Here is a 14,691-nt window from a genome sequence, read left to right on the forward strand (position 1 = left end):
CTACCGGCCGCTGCCAGGAAGGTATTGGCGATACCGCCACCCACGATCAGCTGGTCACAAACGCTTGACAGGGATTCCAGAACGGTCAGTTTTGAGGAGACCTTGGAACCACCGACGACAGCTGTCATTGGGCGCTGAGGCTTATCCATGGCCTGGCCGAGTACTTCCAGCTCAGCAGCCAGCAGTGGGCCGGCACAGGCAATAGCAGCAAACTTGCCAACACCGTGTGTAGAAGCCTGGGCACGGTGTGCGGTACCAAAGGCGTCCATAACATAGATATCACACAGGGCAGCCATTTTACGGGACAGCCCTTCGTCGTCTTTTTTCTCACCGACATTGAAGCGACAGTTTTCCAGAATGACCAGTTCACCGGCAGCCACCTCAAAACCACTGTCGACCCAGTCCTTCACCAGACGAACTTCTTTGCCCAGCAATTCGGCAATGTAGTCAGCTACTGGCTTCAGGGAGAACTGTTCTTCGTACTCACCTTCCACAGGGCGACCCAGGTGAGAGGTGACCATGACATGAGCACCGGATTCCAGCGCCAGTTTGATGGTTGGCAGGGAAGCCAGAATACGGGCGTCACTGGTGACTTTACCGTTTTTTACCGGAACATTGAGGTCTTCGCGGATCAGTACGCGTTTGCCTGCCAGATCCAGCTCGGTCATTTTTAAAACGTTCATGGAGAGCCCTCTTGATATTCACTCATGGCTGGTTTTTTACCCATGGCAGCATTGTTTATTAATGCATATCCGGTAAAAAACGGCCGGGGATAACTTCGGAATGGCGAAAAAACGTCGGGACGATAGCATATAAATTGCGCTTCAGGTATTCATTGATACGCACTAATGACTTGAATCAAGTGGTGTTTCAAGGGTTTTCGAAGGGTTACAGATTTTCTGGTGCTTGCTGGTGAATGGTATTTGAAAACGTTAACGGTGTCGCTGAAATAAGTCGCTGTGGATTATTTATCCACAGTTGATTTTAACCAGTGACCAGCAACATCGAGCATCCGATTGGCAAATCCCCACTCATTGTCAAACCAGCATAGCAGCCTGACCAGCCGATGGGCAGAAACCTGAGTTTGAGTTCCATCAACGATGCATGAACGACTATCGTGGTTGAAATCTACAGAGGCGTGGGGCTCATTGGTAAACCCCAGAATGCCTTCCAGTCGACCATAGGTTGCCTGCTCAAGAATGCGGTTAACCTCCGCTTCAGAGGTTTCCCTGCTGACCTGAACGGTAAGATCAATGCAGGAAACATTAATGGTTGGTACACGAACGGCACTGGTTTTAAATCGATCTTTAAGTTCCGGGAGTAACCGGTTAATGCCTTTGGCAAGACCGGTATCCACCGGGATTATGGAGTGCAGGGCACTGCGGGTGAGGCGAAGATTATTCTGGTGATAGGCGTCAATGACTGGCTGATCATTCATGGCTGAATGAATTGTGGTCATGGAGCCATACTCAATACCCAACGTTTCATTCAGTGTTTTGAGCACAGGTACAATGCAGTTGGTGGTACAGGATGCACTGGACACAATACGGTGCTCAGGGCTTAACTGCTCTTCATTGATGCCATAGACGATGGTGGCATCTACATCGGGTTTGGCGGGTTGGGAAAACAGCAGGCGGGAAGCGCCCATTTCAATATGGATCTCTGCCGTTGCCCGATCATTAAATGAGCCTGAACACTCCAGTAACAGATCAATGTTAAGGTCTTTCCAGTTGAGCTTGTGGGGATAAGGTTCATTGAAAATCCGAATGCGGTCATCGCCGATAAAGAGGTGTGTATCATCGGCAGTGACCTGACCCGGAAATCGACCATGGGTGGTGTCATAGCGAGTCAGGTAAGCCAGGGTTTCAATACTGGCAAGCTCATTAATGGCGACCACTTCTATTCCGTGAAGATTCCCATAAGGAGCATTGTGACGATAGCCGTTTTCGTAAAGTGCACGCAGTATACACTGGCCGATTCGCCCATAACCGTTGATGGCCACCCTGTATGTCATGGTTTATTTTGTCCAGCTCGAGTTTCAATGGGTGGATTATAATACCAAAACGTTATGAGCGTTGCCTGATTCTCGATGTCCGATGTCCGATGTCCGTAGTCCGAAAAAGCCGGGCCTGCTTGCGCTTTTGCGGACAACGGACAATGGACAACGGACTACGATATTTAGATAACCGCAGGCTCCTCAATCTCGCCAGAACTTCTTGTTAACGCCAGAGCTGCCACTGACAGCAGTCCGCAGCCTGCCATAATCGCTGCCATGGGGATGGCTGTACCATCGTGAAGATAGCCCACCAGTGCAGAGGTGATACCGGCAATCGTGAATCGCAGCGCGCCCGCTAACGCATTGGCAGAGCCAGCAGATTTTGGAAAGTGAGACAATGCCAGGGCATTGGAGTTAGGGCCGGTGAAACCAATGCAGGCGATGTAACAGGCGACGGGAATCATCAACCCTGGCAGTCCGCCGAAACCGGTGACAGCATTAAAGAGCAGTATCAGCGCCGAAACCGCAGCAATCAGGCTCCCGCCCCGTAAAATCGTAAAGAGCGGGAACTGTCCAATCAGTCGGATGTTGACCATGTTGGTCATGCTCATGGCCAGAATATTGACGGCAAACAACAGGCCGTATTGTTCGACAGGAATGTTGAAAAGTTCAATATAAATAAAAGGTGAACCGGCAATAAAGGCAAACATGCCGCCGAAGAAAAAGGCATGGCAGAGAATGCAGCCAAGGGCTTCACGGTTTCTCAAGATATTGGCGTAGTTTAAGGCGAGTTGTACTGGCGGAATAACGAGACGGTCTTCATCTGCTAATGTCTCTTTTACCCGGAAAAATGCCAGAATCATCGACAGCACAGCGGCAACGGCCAGAAAGATAAACAGACTTTGCCAGCCGTAAAATTTCAGTATCTGACCACCCAGCAGGGGTGCTGCCAGTGGTGCAACGGTCATTACCAGTATGATGGATGATAATGCCCTGGCCACCTGTTCTATTGGAAACAGATCCCGGATCATTGCCGGGATAGTCACCATAATGGCCGCCGCCGAAAATGACTGCAGAACACGAACAATAATTAACTGGGTCGCTGTCGTGCAAAATGCCGCCAGCAGGCTGGTCAGGGCAAAGAAGATAATGCCTGGAAACATCACGGTTAAACGACCAAATCTGTCTGATAAGGGACCGTAGACTAGCTGGCTAATGGCGAAGCCAAGGGTATAAGCACTTAATGTGTATTGTATGCGGCTCAGTGGTTCACCCATGCTGCTGGCTATAGCTGGCATTGCTGGCAAATAGAGGTCAATCGCCAGCGGCCCGAGAGCGGTTAGTGCTCCCAGGGTCAGTATCAGGAGCAGACGCTCTCTTTTATCCATAACACTTCGGGTTGAAGTGCCGGTTGAAGTGGTCATTTTTTCGGCCCGTGTTATCTGGCAGCCATCAGCCTTCCTGTTATTGAAAAGGATTGATTTCAGCAGTGACTGCGTATCTATAAAAATTTGTGGATCAAGAGCCGAATCGTTGTAGTGTCCCAAAGCACATACGACAATGGGTTTATATTCCGGTATGGAGAAGATTGTGCTCGCCAGCTCTAAAGCTTGAAAGGAGGCTGGTAAAGGTGACTACATCGATTGTTAGTTTATACGGCTATAAATAATTCTTTCATAAAAGCCATTAGCAATAAATAGATGAGTACACTTGTACCAATAGTACTTACCAAGAATTTACACCGAAGGAATGCTTAATCACGTTCGCAGGGATTACAGGCAGGGAAAAGAAAACGGCAGAAGACGTTTGTCTTCTGCCGTTTTATAGATTGGAAGGTTTTGTTGGCTGATCTGTCGTTTTAGTCCAGCAGGTCTTCTGCGGCTGCGACGATGTTCTCAACAGTAAAGCCAAAGTACGGGAACAGGTCTCCTGCAGGTGCCGATTCACCGTAAGTGGTCATGCCGATAATACGACCGTCCAGGCCCACATACTTGTACCAGAAGTCAGCAGCAGCGGCCTCAATAGCAATACGGGAGGGTACTTCCAGAGGAAGAACAGACTGTTTGTACTCGGCATCCTGTGCATCAAATACATCAGTAGATGGCATGGAGACAACGCGCACTTTGCGTCCCTGCCCGGAGAGCACTGCTTCTGCATTCATGGCCAGCTCAACTTCTGAACCGGTGGCAATCAGAATCAGTTCCGGTGTGCCTTCACAGTCTTTCAGGACATATCCACCCTGTTCAACCTGAGCCAGCTGAACATCGGTTCTTGCCATACATGGCAGACCCTGACGAGAGAAGATCAGGGCACTTGGGCCATCCATGCGTTCAATGGCATGTTTCCAGGCGACGGCCGATTCAACGGTATCGCATGGGCGCCAGGCATTCATGTTCGGTGTCATGCGCAGGCTGGCAATTTGCTCAATAGGCTGGTGGGTTGGACCGTCTTCACCCAGTCCGATGGAGTCGTGGGTGTAAACCATAATAGAACGCTGCTTCATCAGGGCGGCCATGCGCACCGCATTACAGGCGTATTCCATGAACACCAGGAAGGTGGCGCCGTAGGGAATAAACCCACCGTGCAGGGCAATCCCGTTCATCATGGCGGTCATGCCGAATTCACGAACACCGTAGAACAGGTAGTTGCCGTTGGCGTCTTCACGCTTGATGCCTTTGGAGCCACTCCAGATGGTCAGGTTGGAACCGGCCAGGTCTGCTGAGCCCCCCAGCAGTTCAGGCAGCATTGGGCCATAGGCATTCAAGGTATTTTGAGAGGCTTTACGGCTAGCGATTTTTGCACCTTCCTGCTGGCAGGATTTGATATAAGCCGCGGATTTTTCTGCGAAGTCAGCAGGGAGTTCACCGGTCTCACGACGAGTGAATTCAGCGGCCAGTTCCGGATATTCAGCCTGATACGCTGCAAACTTATCATTCCAGGAAGTTTCTTTGGCGGTGCCGGCTTCTTTGGCATTCCACTGGTTGTAAATCTCTGCAGGCACTTCAAACGGTGCGTGATGCCAGCCCAGACGCTCACGGGTCAGTTTGATTTCGTCATCACCCAGTGGCGCGCCGTGACAGTCTTCCTTACCTCCTTTATTGGGTGAGCCAAAGCCGATAATAGTTTTGCAGCAGATCAGGGTGGGCTTGTCTTTTTCTGTACGAGCCATCTCAATGGCTGCTTTGATGGCTTCTGCATCGTGGCCATCAACCGCAGGAATAACATGCCAGTTGTACGCTTCGAAGCGCTTAACGGTATCGTCGGTAAACCAGCCTTCCACTTCACCATCAATGGAGATGCCGTTGTCATCATAGAAAGCCACCAGTTTGCCCAGACCCAGGGTACCGGCCAGGGAACAAACTTCGTGGGAAATACCTTCCATCATGCAGCCATCACCCATGAACGTATAGGTGTGGTGGTCGACGATGTCGTGTCCCGGCTTGTTGAACTGGGCAGCCAGTGCTTTTTCAGCGATGGCCATACCAACGGCATTGGCCAGACCCTGACCCAGGGGGCCGGTAGTGGTTTCAATACCTGGCGCATAACCGTATTCCGGATGGCCCGCGGTTTTTGAGTGCAGTTGGCGGAAGTTTTTCAGGTCTTCAATGTCCAGGCCATACCCGGTGAGGTGCAGCAGGGAGTACAGCAGCATGGAGCCGTGGCCATTGGACAGAACAAAGCGGTCACGATCAGCCCATGCCGGATTGGCCGGGTTGTGGTTCAGGTAGTCACGCCACAGTACTTCAGCAATATCTGCCATACCCATGGGGGCGCCGGGGTGACCGGATTTGGCTTTCTGTACGGCGTCCATGCTAAGGGCGCGGATGGCATTGGCAAGCTCACGACGTGAGGACATGGGGAATTGTGCTCCTGAGGATCCAGTCTGTTTGAATTCGGGCGCTATTTTAAAGCCTTCACGCACAAACTTAAAACACTATCCTCTATCCGTTGCCCGTTACCCGCCGCCCGTTGCCCGTAAAAGCGGGAGCGGCTTCGCTTTTTTCTTTTTCGGGAAGCGGGAAACGGGGAGCGGTCTTAACGGTTGGTTTTAGCATGGTAATGTCTGCCAAGCTTTTTAATGGCGAGCAGCCATAGCGCTATTGCCAGCACAAAAGCACCCGCTAACCAGGACATGGCAAGGGCGAGAGAGCCAAAGATTGCGATTAGAATCTGCTGAAAGAATGAGCTGCCGGATTTTCCAACACGGCTGACCACCAGTTCAATAGCGGCCTTCCCTTTGTATTTTCGCTCGGCATCCAGAGGGATAAAGGTCATCTCCTTGGTGGCATCAAAGAGCGTGTGTTTTGCCGACTTCCCCAGGGCATGACAGTACATGCCAATCTGTATGCCGATCATGGGGAGATCAAAGCAGCCCAGGCCCATCACGTTGATTTGGGTTTTTTGAATCATAGCCACAAGAAAAAAGGGGAGAGCGGTTGCGGTAAGGATAATTGGTGTAGCGAAGGCTGCGGCCCACCAGCTGATTCTCAGCAGCGTTGGCGTTAGCAGCCCGCATAGCAGGCTGCAGACGCCATTAATCAGCGCCACCTTCCCCATGAACATCGAGTAATCCGCTTCATTGGGGTATTGTTGAACCAGCTGGCTTTTCCATGCCAGTTCCACCATGTTAATGGCCACGCAGTAGGCCAGCATCACCAGGGCGATACTGGCAAGGTAGGGGCATCGAAAAAGATATCGGGCGCTGGCTATGAGTGGCAGATTAGTGGTGGTCTGATTTTGGTCAGGGGATTCTGTGATTTTTTCCGGGGTTAATCGATAACCGTATTCGTTGAGTAACAGAATCAGCAGGCCAAAGATCACGAACAGAAATGACAGTGTTTCCAGGCTTTCCTGCCATCCGGAGCCCGGAGTAGCTACGGCTCTGGAAACACAGAAATAGAGCAAAGGGCCTGAAATAATGGATGCGCTACTGCCGATCATGGTGATCAGTGGGTATTGTCGGGTAGCGCTTTGAGTATCATGAAAATCATTAACGGCCGTCCAGAAAAGGATGCAGATTACCGCTGATCCCCAAAGTTCAGCTAATGCAAAAAAAATCGCGAGTGGCCAGTAGTAGAGCAGGCCAGCAATAAACTGAAGGTGCTCCGGAATATGTGGCGAGAGTTGGTCAATCAAAGCTCTGGGGGCAAATGAGTCAAGATTTGGATAAATAACCATGGAAAACAGAGGCATCCAAATCAGAAAAGGGGTTAATACGACAATAAAGAGGGTTCTTTTGCTGAGTCGGTTGGCAAGAAAGCTGTAAGCGATTAAAAAGACAAAAGCGACAGGCATAACCACCGTCAGCTTAATAAACGGAATGGCTTCTACACCAAGGCGGGTAATCAACAAAGACTCTTTCAGATTCCAGAGTATGTCAAAGTTAAAAATACAACAGGACATCATGGCAATTTGCAGATAAAGCATTGAATTTGAATTGCCAGCAATATCCCTGGAAAACGTTTTAGTCATAGGCAGCGTACTTTCCTTCCTCCCACTAAATCTCCATTTCGGGCAGGTTACGGTTACGGTTACGGTTACGTTATAGGCCTGAGAGTGCTGCATAAATATAGTGCAGAGAATGGGTTTCTTGTGTCTATTGATTGTATATAAAAATATTTTGATATAGGTTTGGTGGCTTGCTACACTTTATGACCAGAATACCGGGTAAATAAATCAATGATTTACTGCGCAAAATGACGGAAAGGATGACTTGTGCTGATTGATGCTTTCGACCAACTGGCGATGGTGACTAAAGCCAGTGGTGATGTTCTGAGGTTACAGATCCTCCGGGTCTTAAGTACAGAGTCCCTTGGTGTGCTGGAATTGAGCGCTGTATTTCAAATGCGCCAGCCAGCGATGAGTCACCATCTGAAGGTTTTATCTCAGGCGGGTCTGGTTTTAACCCGTAAGGAAGGCAATACGGTGTTCTACCGTCGTGCCCTGCCACCTGCTGGTGGCGATGTTGAAGGGCTGGAATGGATCGTTCGTTCAGTGTTTCAGGCGGTGGATTTATTGCCACTTCCCGATGGGCTGGCTGAACGGTTACAAATGATTCGCCAGCAACGGTCAGAACTCTCTCAGGCTTTTTTTGCCCGAAATGCTGACGAGTTTCGCCAGCACCAGGAGTTGATAGCCGAGCACCAGCTTTATGCCGGAACGGTTTCAGACCTTATTGCGGCGACGACATTTCCTGAGTCAGGTCTTGCGCTTGAACTTGGGCCGGGAGAGGGGGACTTTCTTGAAGCGCTCTCTCTGGTTTTTCAGTCGGTTTATGCGGTGGACAACTCAGAAAAAATGCTGGGTTATTCCCGTGAACGAGCTGATCAGCAAGGGCTGGATAATATTACGTTTACTCACGGCGAAATTCAGTCCCTGAGTGCAATGTCCGGTGAATTTGACTGTATTGTTGCCAATATGGTCCTGCACCACGTACCCAGTCCTGTCGATATTTTCCACTGTTCTTCAATACTGCTGAAACCTGGCGGTAGCCTGTTTATCAGTGAGCTGAGTCATCATGATCAGGACTGGGTGAGAGAGTCCTGCGGTGACCTTTGGCTGGGCTTCACTGCCGAAGAGCTGACGCAGTGGGCTGATAAAGCCGGACTGGTCAATGGTGAATCCCAGTACCTGGGATTACGTAATGGTTTCCAGATCCAGGTCAGGCGTTTTTTTCTTCCTGACTGAATGACTGAATAGTCTGGATCTTTGCTGCACTTCGTACACAGTTTTTTTGTTTATAAGAGTGCGGTGTCAATTTTCTAAGAGGTTTATACGGCTATGTCTGAATATTCACTATTTACATCGGAGTCTGTATCGGAAGGACATCCAGACAAAATTGCTGACCAGATTTCTGACGCGATTCTTGATGCCATTATCAAGGATGACCCGGATGCCCGTGTTGCCGTTGAAACCATGGTTAAAACAGGCATGGTGGTGGTTGCCGGTGAAGTGCGAACATCAACTTATGTTGATATCGAAGAGCTGGTTCGCCGTGTGGTTACTGGCATTGGTTATAATCACGGTGATCTCGGTTTTGATGGTGAATGTGTTGCTGTTCTGAATGCCATCGGTAAACAGTCACCGGATATTGCCGTGGGTGTTGATGAGACTGATGAGCGTGAGCAGGGGGCTGGTGATCAGGGGCTGATGTTTGGTTACGCCACCAATGAAACGGCTGTGCTGATGCCTGCACCCATTTATTACGCCCATGAGCTGGTTAAGCGTCAGGCACAGCTGCGCAAGAATGGTGTGCTGCCCTGGTTGCGTCCGGATGCCAAAAGCCAGGTTACCCTGCGCTATGACAGCAATGGTAAGGTTCAGAGTGTTGAGGCAGTGGTCCTCTCTACCCAGCACTCTCCGGATGTCTCTCTGGAAGAGCTTCGCCATGAAGTGCTGGAGCAGATTATCAAACCGGTATTCCCGGAAAGCTGGCTCCATCAAGGGACTAAATACCATATCAATTCAACCGGTATCTTTGTCATTGGCGGTCCTGTTGGCGACTGTGGCCTGACCGGGCGCAAGATTATTGTTGATACCTATGGTGGTATGGCCCGTCACGGTGGTGGTGCCTTCTCCGGAAAAGATCCATCAAAAGTTGACCGTTCTGCAGCCTATGCCGGGCGTTATGTGGCCAAAAATATTGTTGCTGCAGGTCTGGCTGATCGTTGTGAAATTCAGATTTCTTACGCCATTGGTGTTTCTGAACCGACTTCTATTGCTATCAATACCTTTGGTACTGGCACAATCTCTGATGACCGGATCGCTGAACTGGTTCGTGAATACTTTGACCTGCGTGCCGGTGGTCTGGTGAAAATGCTGGATCTTAAACGTCCAATCTATCAGGCCACTGCCGCTTATGGTCATTTTGGTCGTGAAGAGGCAGAGTTTACCTGGGAGCGTACGGATAAAGCCGAACTGCTTCGCAAGGCTGCTGGTCTTTAATCTTTCCTGATTGTGGGCAGTTGAAAGGCTGCTCTCGTTCCTTTTTGCACTGCTGATTAAGTGTCATCGATAAATGCCGGATTGTTGATACCTTTAGTCTTCGTCAGCGGGTTAAAACTCCACGTTGTATTCCCATTCTTTGGGTTTTGGGACTCCGGCTCTGTGGCGTATGTCAGTCTGGTATCAAGAATTTCATTACTGGAATTACCCGGATTTTCATGTTCATGGGGGGCTTCTGTATTGGTGGTCTGGCGAGCGGTGTACCGATTTTTAGCCAGTTCCAGAAAGATATTTAAAATATCGGGAGCAAATCTAAGCTCCTGTTTTAAACAGCGAGGGTCCTTTTTCCTTTTCAGTGCCTGATTGACTGATTCAAAGGTTTCTTCGAATTGATCGGAAAGTCTGTCATTAATGTTAGTCACCAGCTCTTCCAGGGCCTTGATATCTTTTTTTTCCGGCTTCTCTTTCAAGAACAGTTTCATATGATCTTTATCTACAAAATATTTGAACCATTTTTTCTCATGGATGAAATATTTATGGCTTTGCCGAATCCCACCTAGCCTGGCAATGTGGGCTGAGCTTCCCGTAGCTACGGCCACTAAAGCAATCATTCCAGCTGCAGCTACAACAGGGAGTAATACAGTGCCGGCACTGCCTACCGCACAACCAAAAACAACACCAGTACCAACAGCAACAACCGCGGCATTTCGGCCCGCAGTTTTACCCCCTAGCCTTATTGCTCCATTGAGCATTAGTTTTCTTTTGAAAGATTTATCAGAGCCATCAAACGTATGCTCCAGGCATTGAGTGATATTATCTCTCAATTCGGTTACCTTGAGCCATTGCTGTGTATCGGAGTCGGTGACCAGTGGATTATCGTGACTATCATCTAAAAGCAATGAAACATGGTCAGATTTCTCAACTTTACGCCCATTGAAACTGCTCGTTCGAGCATCTGTTTGCGTCGTTGAATTACCTGAATTTTCATTACTCAAAGTACCGTATGGCTGAGGTTGATTCGACAATATGATTGTGGTTTTTCCAAGAGAATTCGACATTGGAGACCTGCAGTTTTCAAGCTTAGACTCAATATGATTTTTAAAGTTCAATAATACTATATCAAAACTTATTGATATAGGTTATTGCCGCTGCTAGACTTCACACTGATTTGGATAATACGCAGAACAGGATACGGTTTATGAGTGCTAACCCTGATGTAACTGATGGACATCAAGGATCCCTTCAGGAGTCAACCGGGGTACAGGACTACCGGGTGGCTGATATTTCTCTCGCGGACTGGGGAAGACGTGAGATTCAGATTGCTGAAGGCGAAATGCCCGCATTAATGGCAATCCGCGCTAAATACCGTGATCAGCAGCCTCTGAAGGGGGCGAAAATCATGGGCTGTATCCATATGACCATTCAGACTGCCGTATTGATTGAAACCCTGGTGGAGCTTGGGGCGGAAGTACGCTGGTCTTCCTGCAATATTTTCTCGACCCAGGATCATGCAGCGGCCGCTATTGCCGGTGCCGGTATTCCTGTTTTTGCCTGGAAGGGGGAAACAGATGAAGAGTTCTGGTGGTGTATTGAGCAGACTATTCTGGATGGTTCTGGTAATCCATGGAATGCCAATATGATTCTGGATGATGGTGGTGATCTGACACTGCTGCTCCACGAAAAATACCCCGAGCTTTTGAATAACATTCATGGCATCTCTGAAGAAACCACCACCGGTGTTCATCGTCTGCTTGACATGCTGGAAAAAGGGGCCTTAAAAGTACCCGCCATTAACGTGAATGACGCGGTGACCAAAAGTAAAAACGATAATAAATATGGCTGCCGTCACTCTTTGAATGATGCTATTAAACGAGGCACAGACCACTTGCTGGCGGGTAAAAAAGCGCTGGTCATTGGTTATGGTGATGTAGGCAAAGGTTCTGCTGCATCCCTGCGTCAGGAAGGCATGATTGTTAAGGTGACAGAGGTTGATCCGATCTGTGCCATGCAGGCCTGTATGGATGGCTTTGAAGTGGTTTCACCTTTTATCAATGGCATCAATGATGGCACTGAAGCTTCTGTCAATAAGGCGCTTCTGGCGACCACTGACCTGCTGGTGACCACCACGGGCAATGTCCATGTTTGCGATCGCAACATGCTCAAGGCACTGAAGAATGCCTGTGTCGTCTGTAATATTGGCCACTTCGATACTGAAATTGATACTCAGTTCATGCGAGAAAACTGGGAATGGGAAGAAGTTAAGCCTCAGGTACACAAGATTATCAGAGACGCTTCATCCAACGACCACCTGATCCTTCTTTCTGAGGGCCGACTGGTTAACCTTGGCAATGGTACTGGTCATCCGTCGCGTATTATGGATGGTTCTTTTGCTAATCAGGTGCTGGCTCAGATTCACCTTTATGGAGCCCGGTTTGCTGATCTGCCAGCAGGGCAGAAAGCAGAAAGGCTGACAGTGACTGTGTTGCCGAAGAAACTGGATGAAGAAGTGGCTGCCTATATGGTGGAAGGCTTTGGTGGCGTTGTTACCCGATTGACCCGGGATCAGGCGGACTACATCAATGTGCCTGTTGACGGGCCGTTCAAAAGTAACGATTACAAATATTAAAGGCTGTGAGGCTGATGTTTTTTTATCAGCCTCACGCTCACCGCTCCCTTTTTGTTGGTGAATAGCATGGCAAATACAATAAATAATAATCCCCCCATCAGCTTTGAGTTTTTCCCCACTAAAACGGCAGAGGGCTCTCAAAAACTGGAGCTGAATGCGCTCAGCCTGGCAAAGTATCAACCGGAGTTTTTCTCCGTAACTTATGGTGCGGGTGGTTCGACACGGGATCGAACCCTTGAAACTGTACTCTCAACCCAGAAGCAAACTCGCATTGCAACAGCACCACACCTTTCCTGCGTTGGCGACTCCCGGGAGCAGATTAAAGAGCTTCTGGACTTTTATCGCAGCAAGGGTATTAACCGCATTGTTGCCCTGAGAGGCGATCTGCCCTCTGGCATGGGGCTTGATCGTGGGGAACTGCGTTACGGCAACGAACTGGTCGAGTTTATTCGCACCGAAACCGGAGATCATTTTCATATTGAGGTGGCGGCTTATCCTGAGGTGCATCCCCAGGCACCCAATATGGAAAAGGATTTGGAAAATTTCCGGCGCAAGGTGGATGCGGGTGCGAACTCGGCGATTACCCAGTATTTTTTCAATCCCGATAGCTATTTTTATTTTCTTGAACGTACCCATTCCCTTGGCATTGATATTCCGGTAATTCCCGGCATTATGCCGATCACCAACTATACTCGCCTGGCCCGCTTTTCGGATGCCTGTGGTGCCGAGATTCCAAGATGGGTTCGTAAACAGCTGGAAGCTTATGGTGATGATATCACCAGTATTAAAAAGTTTGGTGAAGAGGTGATTACCCAGCTTTGTGAGAAGCTTTTGAAAGGAGGGGCGTCTGGTTTGCATTTCTATACGCTGAATCAGGCTGCTCCCTGTCAGGGGATTTGCGATAATCTTGGCATTTCTGCTTCCTGAGAGAAGAAGCCATTCAAAATAGACCATCGTCATCCCCGCTACACGCCGTCATACCCGCACCCACCGTCATCCCCGCACACACCGTCATCCCCGCGCAGGCGGGGATCCACTGCTCCCAATCTCGAGATGGATTCCCGCCTGCGAGGTTGTCGCAAGACCCTCCGGAAGTCTCGTTCCCACGCAGAGCATGGGAACGAGTTCGGAGGGTTTTGCGACACCCTCCTGCGCGGGAAAGACGGCAGTGGTAGAAATCGGCAGTGAAGGCCTTTTGCGACAACCTCGCAGAGCGTGGGAGCGAGGTGATCAGTTCAAACCCGGGTAATCGTCGTTATTCGGGTTTTTTATTGCCCTTTTCGGTGGCCTACCGCTTATAATTCCTCTGTATTGCAACCTCATAAGCTTTATCACTCCATGAGAAATCCTCGAATTTATTCAGATCAGCCGCTTCAGGCTGACAGTTCTATTGAACTTTCTGAAAGTGCTGCCAATCATGTGGGGCGTGTTCTGCGCATGAAGCCTGATGAGCCGCTGATCCTGTTTAATGGTCAGGGCGGAGCATGGCAGGGAACGGTAGAAAGTGTCAGCAAAAAAGCAGTCACCGTTTATTTGGACTCTTTTATCGAGGGAGATGTCCAGTCTCCTTTAACTATTGATCTGGGACAGACATTGAGTCGTGGGGAGCGCATGGATTATGCCATTCAAAAAGCTACGGAAGCTGGAGTCACTTCCATCACACCACTCTGGACTGAACGGTGTGAAGTTAAACTGAATGCTGAACGGCTGGATAAAAGAGTGAAGCACTGGCAGCAGATTGCCATCAGCGCCTGTGAACAGTGCGGCAGAAATATTGTGCCTGCTATCCACACGCCAGTGAGGGTAGATGAGTGGTTATCAACACGAAATACAGACCTGAACTTTGTACTTCATCATCGAACCCGTGAAAAACTCAGTGGCTATGAACTACCAAAGTCTGTATCCCTGCTTATCGGTCCTGAAGGAGGGTTGACCACTCAGGAAATTGCGATGGCAGAAAAACACCGTTTCAACCCATTGGCTCTGGGGCCCAGGGTGTTGCGTACCGAGACTGCACCCGTGGTAGCTATTGCACTGATGCAGTACCTCTGGGGGGATTATTGACAGGACTTTTACCGAGGCTTGTAAAAGGTCGTTGCCCGCAAAAGCAGCTCTGGCTTTTTCG

The 14,691-nt window shown here is 49.4% G+C and carries 11 protein-coding genes; 5 read left to right on the top strand and 6 right to left on the bottom strand.

Features of this window, described 5'->3' with window-relative positions; translation table 11 throughout:
* From pgk to RM811_RS13655, 5 genes are all read right to left on the bottom strand, one after another.
* Positions 1–683, bottom strand: a 683-nt coding sequence (gene pgk / locus RM811_RS13635; RefSeq protein ID WP_402525206.1) for a phosphoglycerate kinase, incomplete at its 3' end; no start/stop codon positions are given.
* Between the two features lie 281 nt (positions 684–964).
* Complete coding sequence (locus tag RM811_RS13640; protein WP_402525209.1) at positions 965–2,014, bottom strand: type I glyceraldehyde-3-phosphate dehydrogenase; 1,050 nt, start codon at positions 2,012–2,014, stop codon at positions 965–967.
* Positions 2,015–2,178: 164 nt separating this feature from the next.
* Entirely contained in the window at positions 2,179–3,420 is a 1,242-nt protein-coding gene (locus RM811_RS13645) for a Bcr/CflA family multidrug efflux MFS transporter (RefSeq protein WP_402525211.1), read from the bottom strand.
* 434 nt (positions 3,421–3,854) lie between these two features.
* A complete protein-coding gene (gene tkt, locus RM811_RS13650) occupies positions 3,855–5,852 on the bottom strand; it encodes a transketolase (RefSeq protein ID WP_402525214.1) in 1,998 nt (665 codons plus the stop codon).
* Between the two features lie 179 nt (positions 5,853–6,031).
* Entirely contained in the window at positions 6,032–7,468 is a 1,437-nt protein-coding gene (locus tag RM811_RS13655) for an Npt1/Npt2 family nucleotide transporter (RefSeq protein WP_402525217.1), read from the bottom strand.
* 243 nt (positions 7,469–7,711) lie between these two features.
* On the opposite strand from RM811_RS13655, the gene RM811_RS13660 reads away from it, so the two are divergent.
* Together RM811_RS13660 and metK are read left to right on the top strand one after the other, a co-directional pair.
* A complete protein-coding gene (locus tag RM811_RS13660; protein WP_402525220.1) occupies positions 7,712–8,683 on the top strand; it encodes an ArsR/SmtB family transcription factor in 972 nt (323 codons plus the stop codon).
* Between the two features lie 93 nt (positions 8,684–8,776).
* Entirely contained in the window at positions 8,777–9,940 is a 1,164-nt protein-coding gene (gene metK / locus RM811_RS13665; RefSeq protein WP_402525222.1) for a methionine adenosyltransferase, read from the top strand.
* 56 nt (positions 9,941–9,996) lie between these two features.
* Here metK and RM811_RS13670 read toward each other — a convergent pair whose 3' ends face one another.
* Positions 9,997–10,998, bottom strand: coding sequence for a hypothetical protein (locus RM811_RS13670; protein WP_402525224.1), 1,002 nt, complete (start codon positions 10,996–10,998; stop codon positions 9,997–9,999).
* Positions 10,999–11,138: 140 nt separating this feature from the next.
* On the opposite strand from RM811_RS13670, the gene ahcY reads away from it, so the two are divergent.
* The 3 genes from ahcY (at position 11,139) to RM811_RS13685 (ending at position 14,630) form a co-directional block, all read left to right on the top strand.
* On the top strand, positions 11,139–12,566 hold the full coding sequence (gene ahcY, locus RM811_RS13675) for an adenosylhomocysteinase (protein ID WP_402525227.1): 1,428 nt from the start codon (positions 11,139–11,141) through the stop codon (positions 12,564–12,566).
* Positions 12,567–12,632: 66 nt separating this feature from the next.
* Positions 12,633–13,493, top strand: coding sequence for a methylenetetrahydrofolate reductase [NAD(P)H] (gene metF / locus RM811_RS13680; RefSeq protein WP_402525230.1), 861 nt, complete (start codon positions 12,633–12,635; stop codon positions 13,491–13,493).
* Between the two features lie 411 nt (positions 13,494–13,904).
* A complete protein-coding gene (locus RM811_RS13685; protein ID WP_402525233.1) occupies positions 13,905–14,630 on the top strand; it encodes a 16S rRNA (uracil(1498)-N(3))-methyltransferase in 726 nt (241 codons plus the stop codon).
* Positions 14,631–14,691 lie beyond the last annotated feature (61 nt).

Origin of the sequence: Endozoicomonas sp. (assembly GCF_031844845.1) — a bacterium.
Taxonomy (GTDB): Bacteria; Pseudomonadota; Gammaproteobacteria; order Pseudomonadales; family Endozoicomonadaceae; genus Endozoicomonas.

Excerpts from the sequence above, each read along its gene's own strand:
- RM811_RS13640 (WP_402525209.1), bottom strand. The coding sequence starts at position 2,014 with ATGACATACAGGGTGGCCATCAACGGTTATGGGCGAATCGGCCAGTGT.
- RM811_RS13645 (WP_402525211.1), bottom strand. The coding sequence starts at position 3,420 with ATGACCACTTCAACCGGCACTTCAACCCGAAGTGTTATGGATAAAAGA.
- tkt (WP_402525214.1), bottom strand. The coding sequence starts at position 5,852 with ATGTCCTCACGTCGTGAGCTTGCCAATGCCATCCGCGCCCTTAGCATG.
- RM811_RS13655 (WP_402525217.1), bottom strand. The coding sequence starts at position 7,468 with ATGACTAAAACGTTTTCCAGGGATATTGCTGGCAATTCAAATTCAATG.
- metK (WP_402525222.1), top strand. The coding sequence starts at position 8,777 with ATGTCTGAATATTCACTATTTACATCGGAGTCTGTATCGGAAGGACAT.
- RM811_RS13670 (WP_402525224.1), bottom strand. The coding sequence starts at position 10,998 with ATGTCGAATTCTCTTGGAAAAACCACAATCATATTGTCGAATCAACCT.
- ahcY (WP_402525227.1), top strand. The coding sequence starts at position 11,139 with ATGAGTGCTAACCCTGATGTAACTGATGGACATCAAGGATCCCTTCAG.
- metF (WP_402525230.1), top strand. The coding sequence starts at position 12,633 with ATGGCAAATACAATAAATAATAATCCCCCCATCAGCTTTGAGTTTTTC.
- RM811_RS13685 (WP_402525233.1), top strand. The coding sequence starts at position 13,905 with ATGAGAAATCCTCGAATTTATTCAGATCAGCCGCTTCAGGCTGACAGT.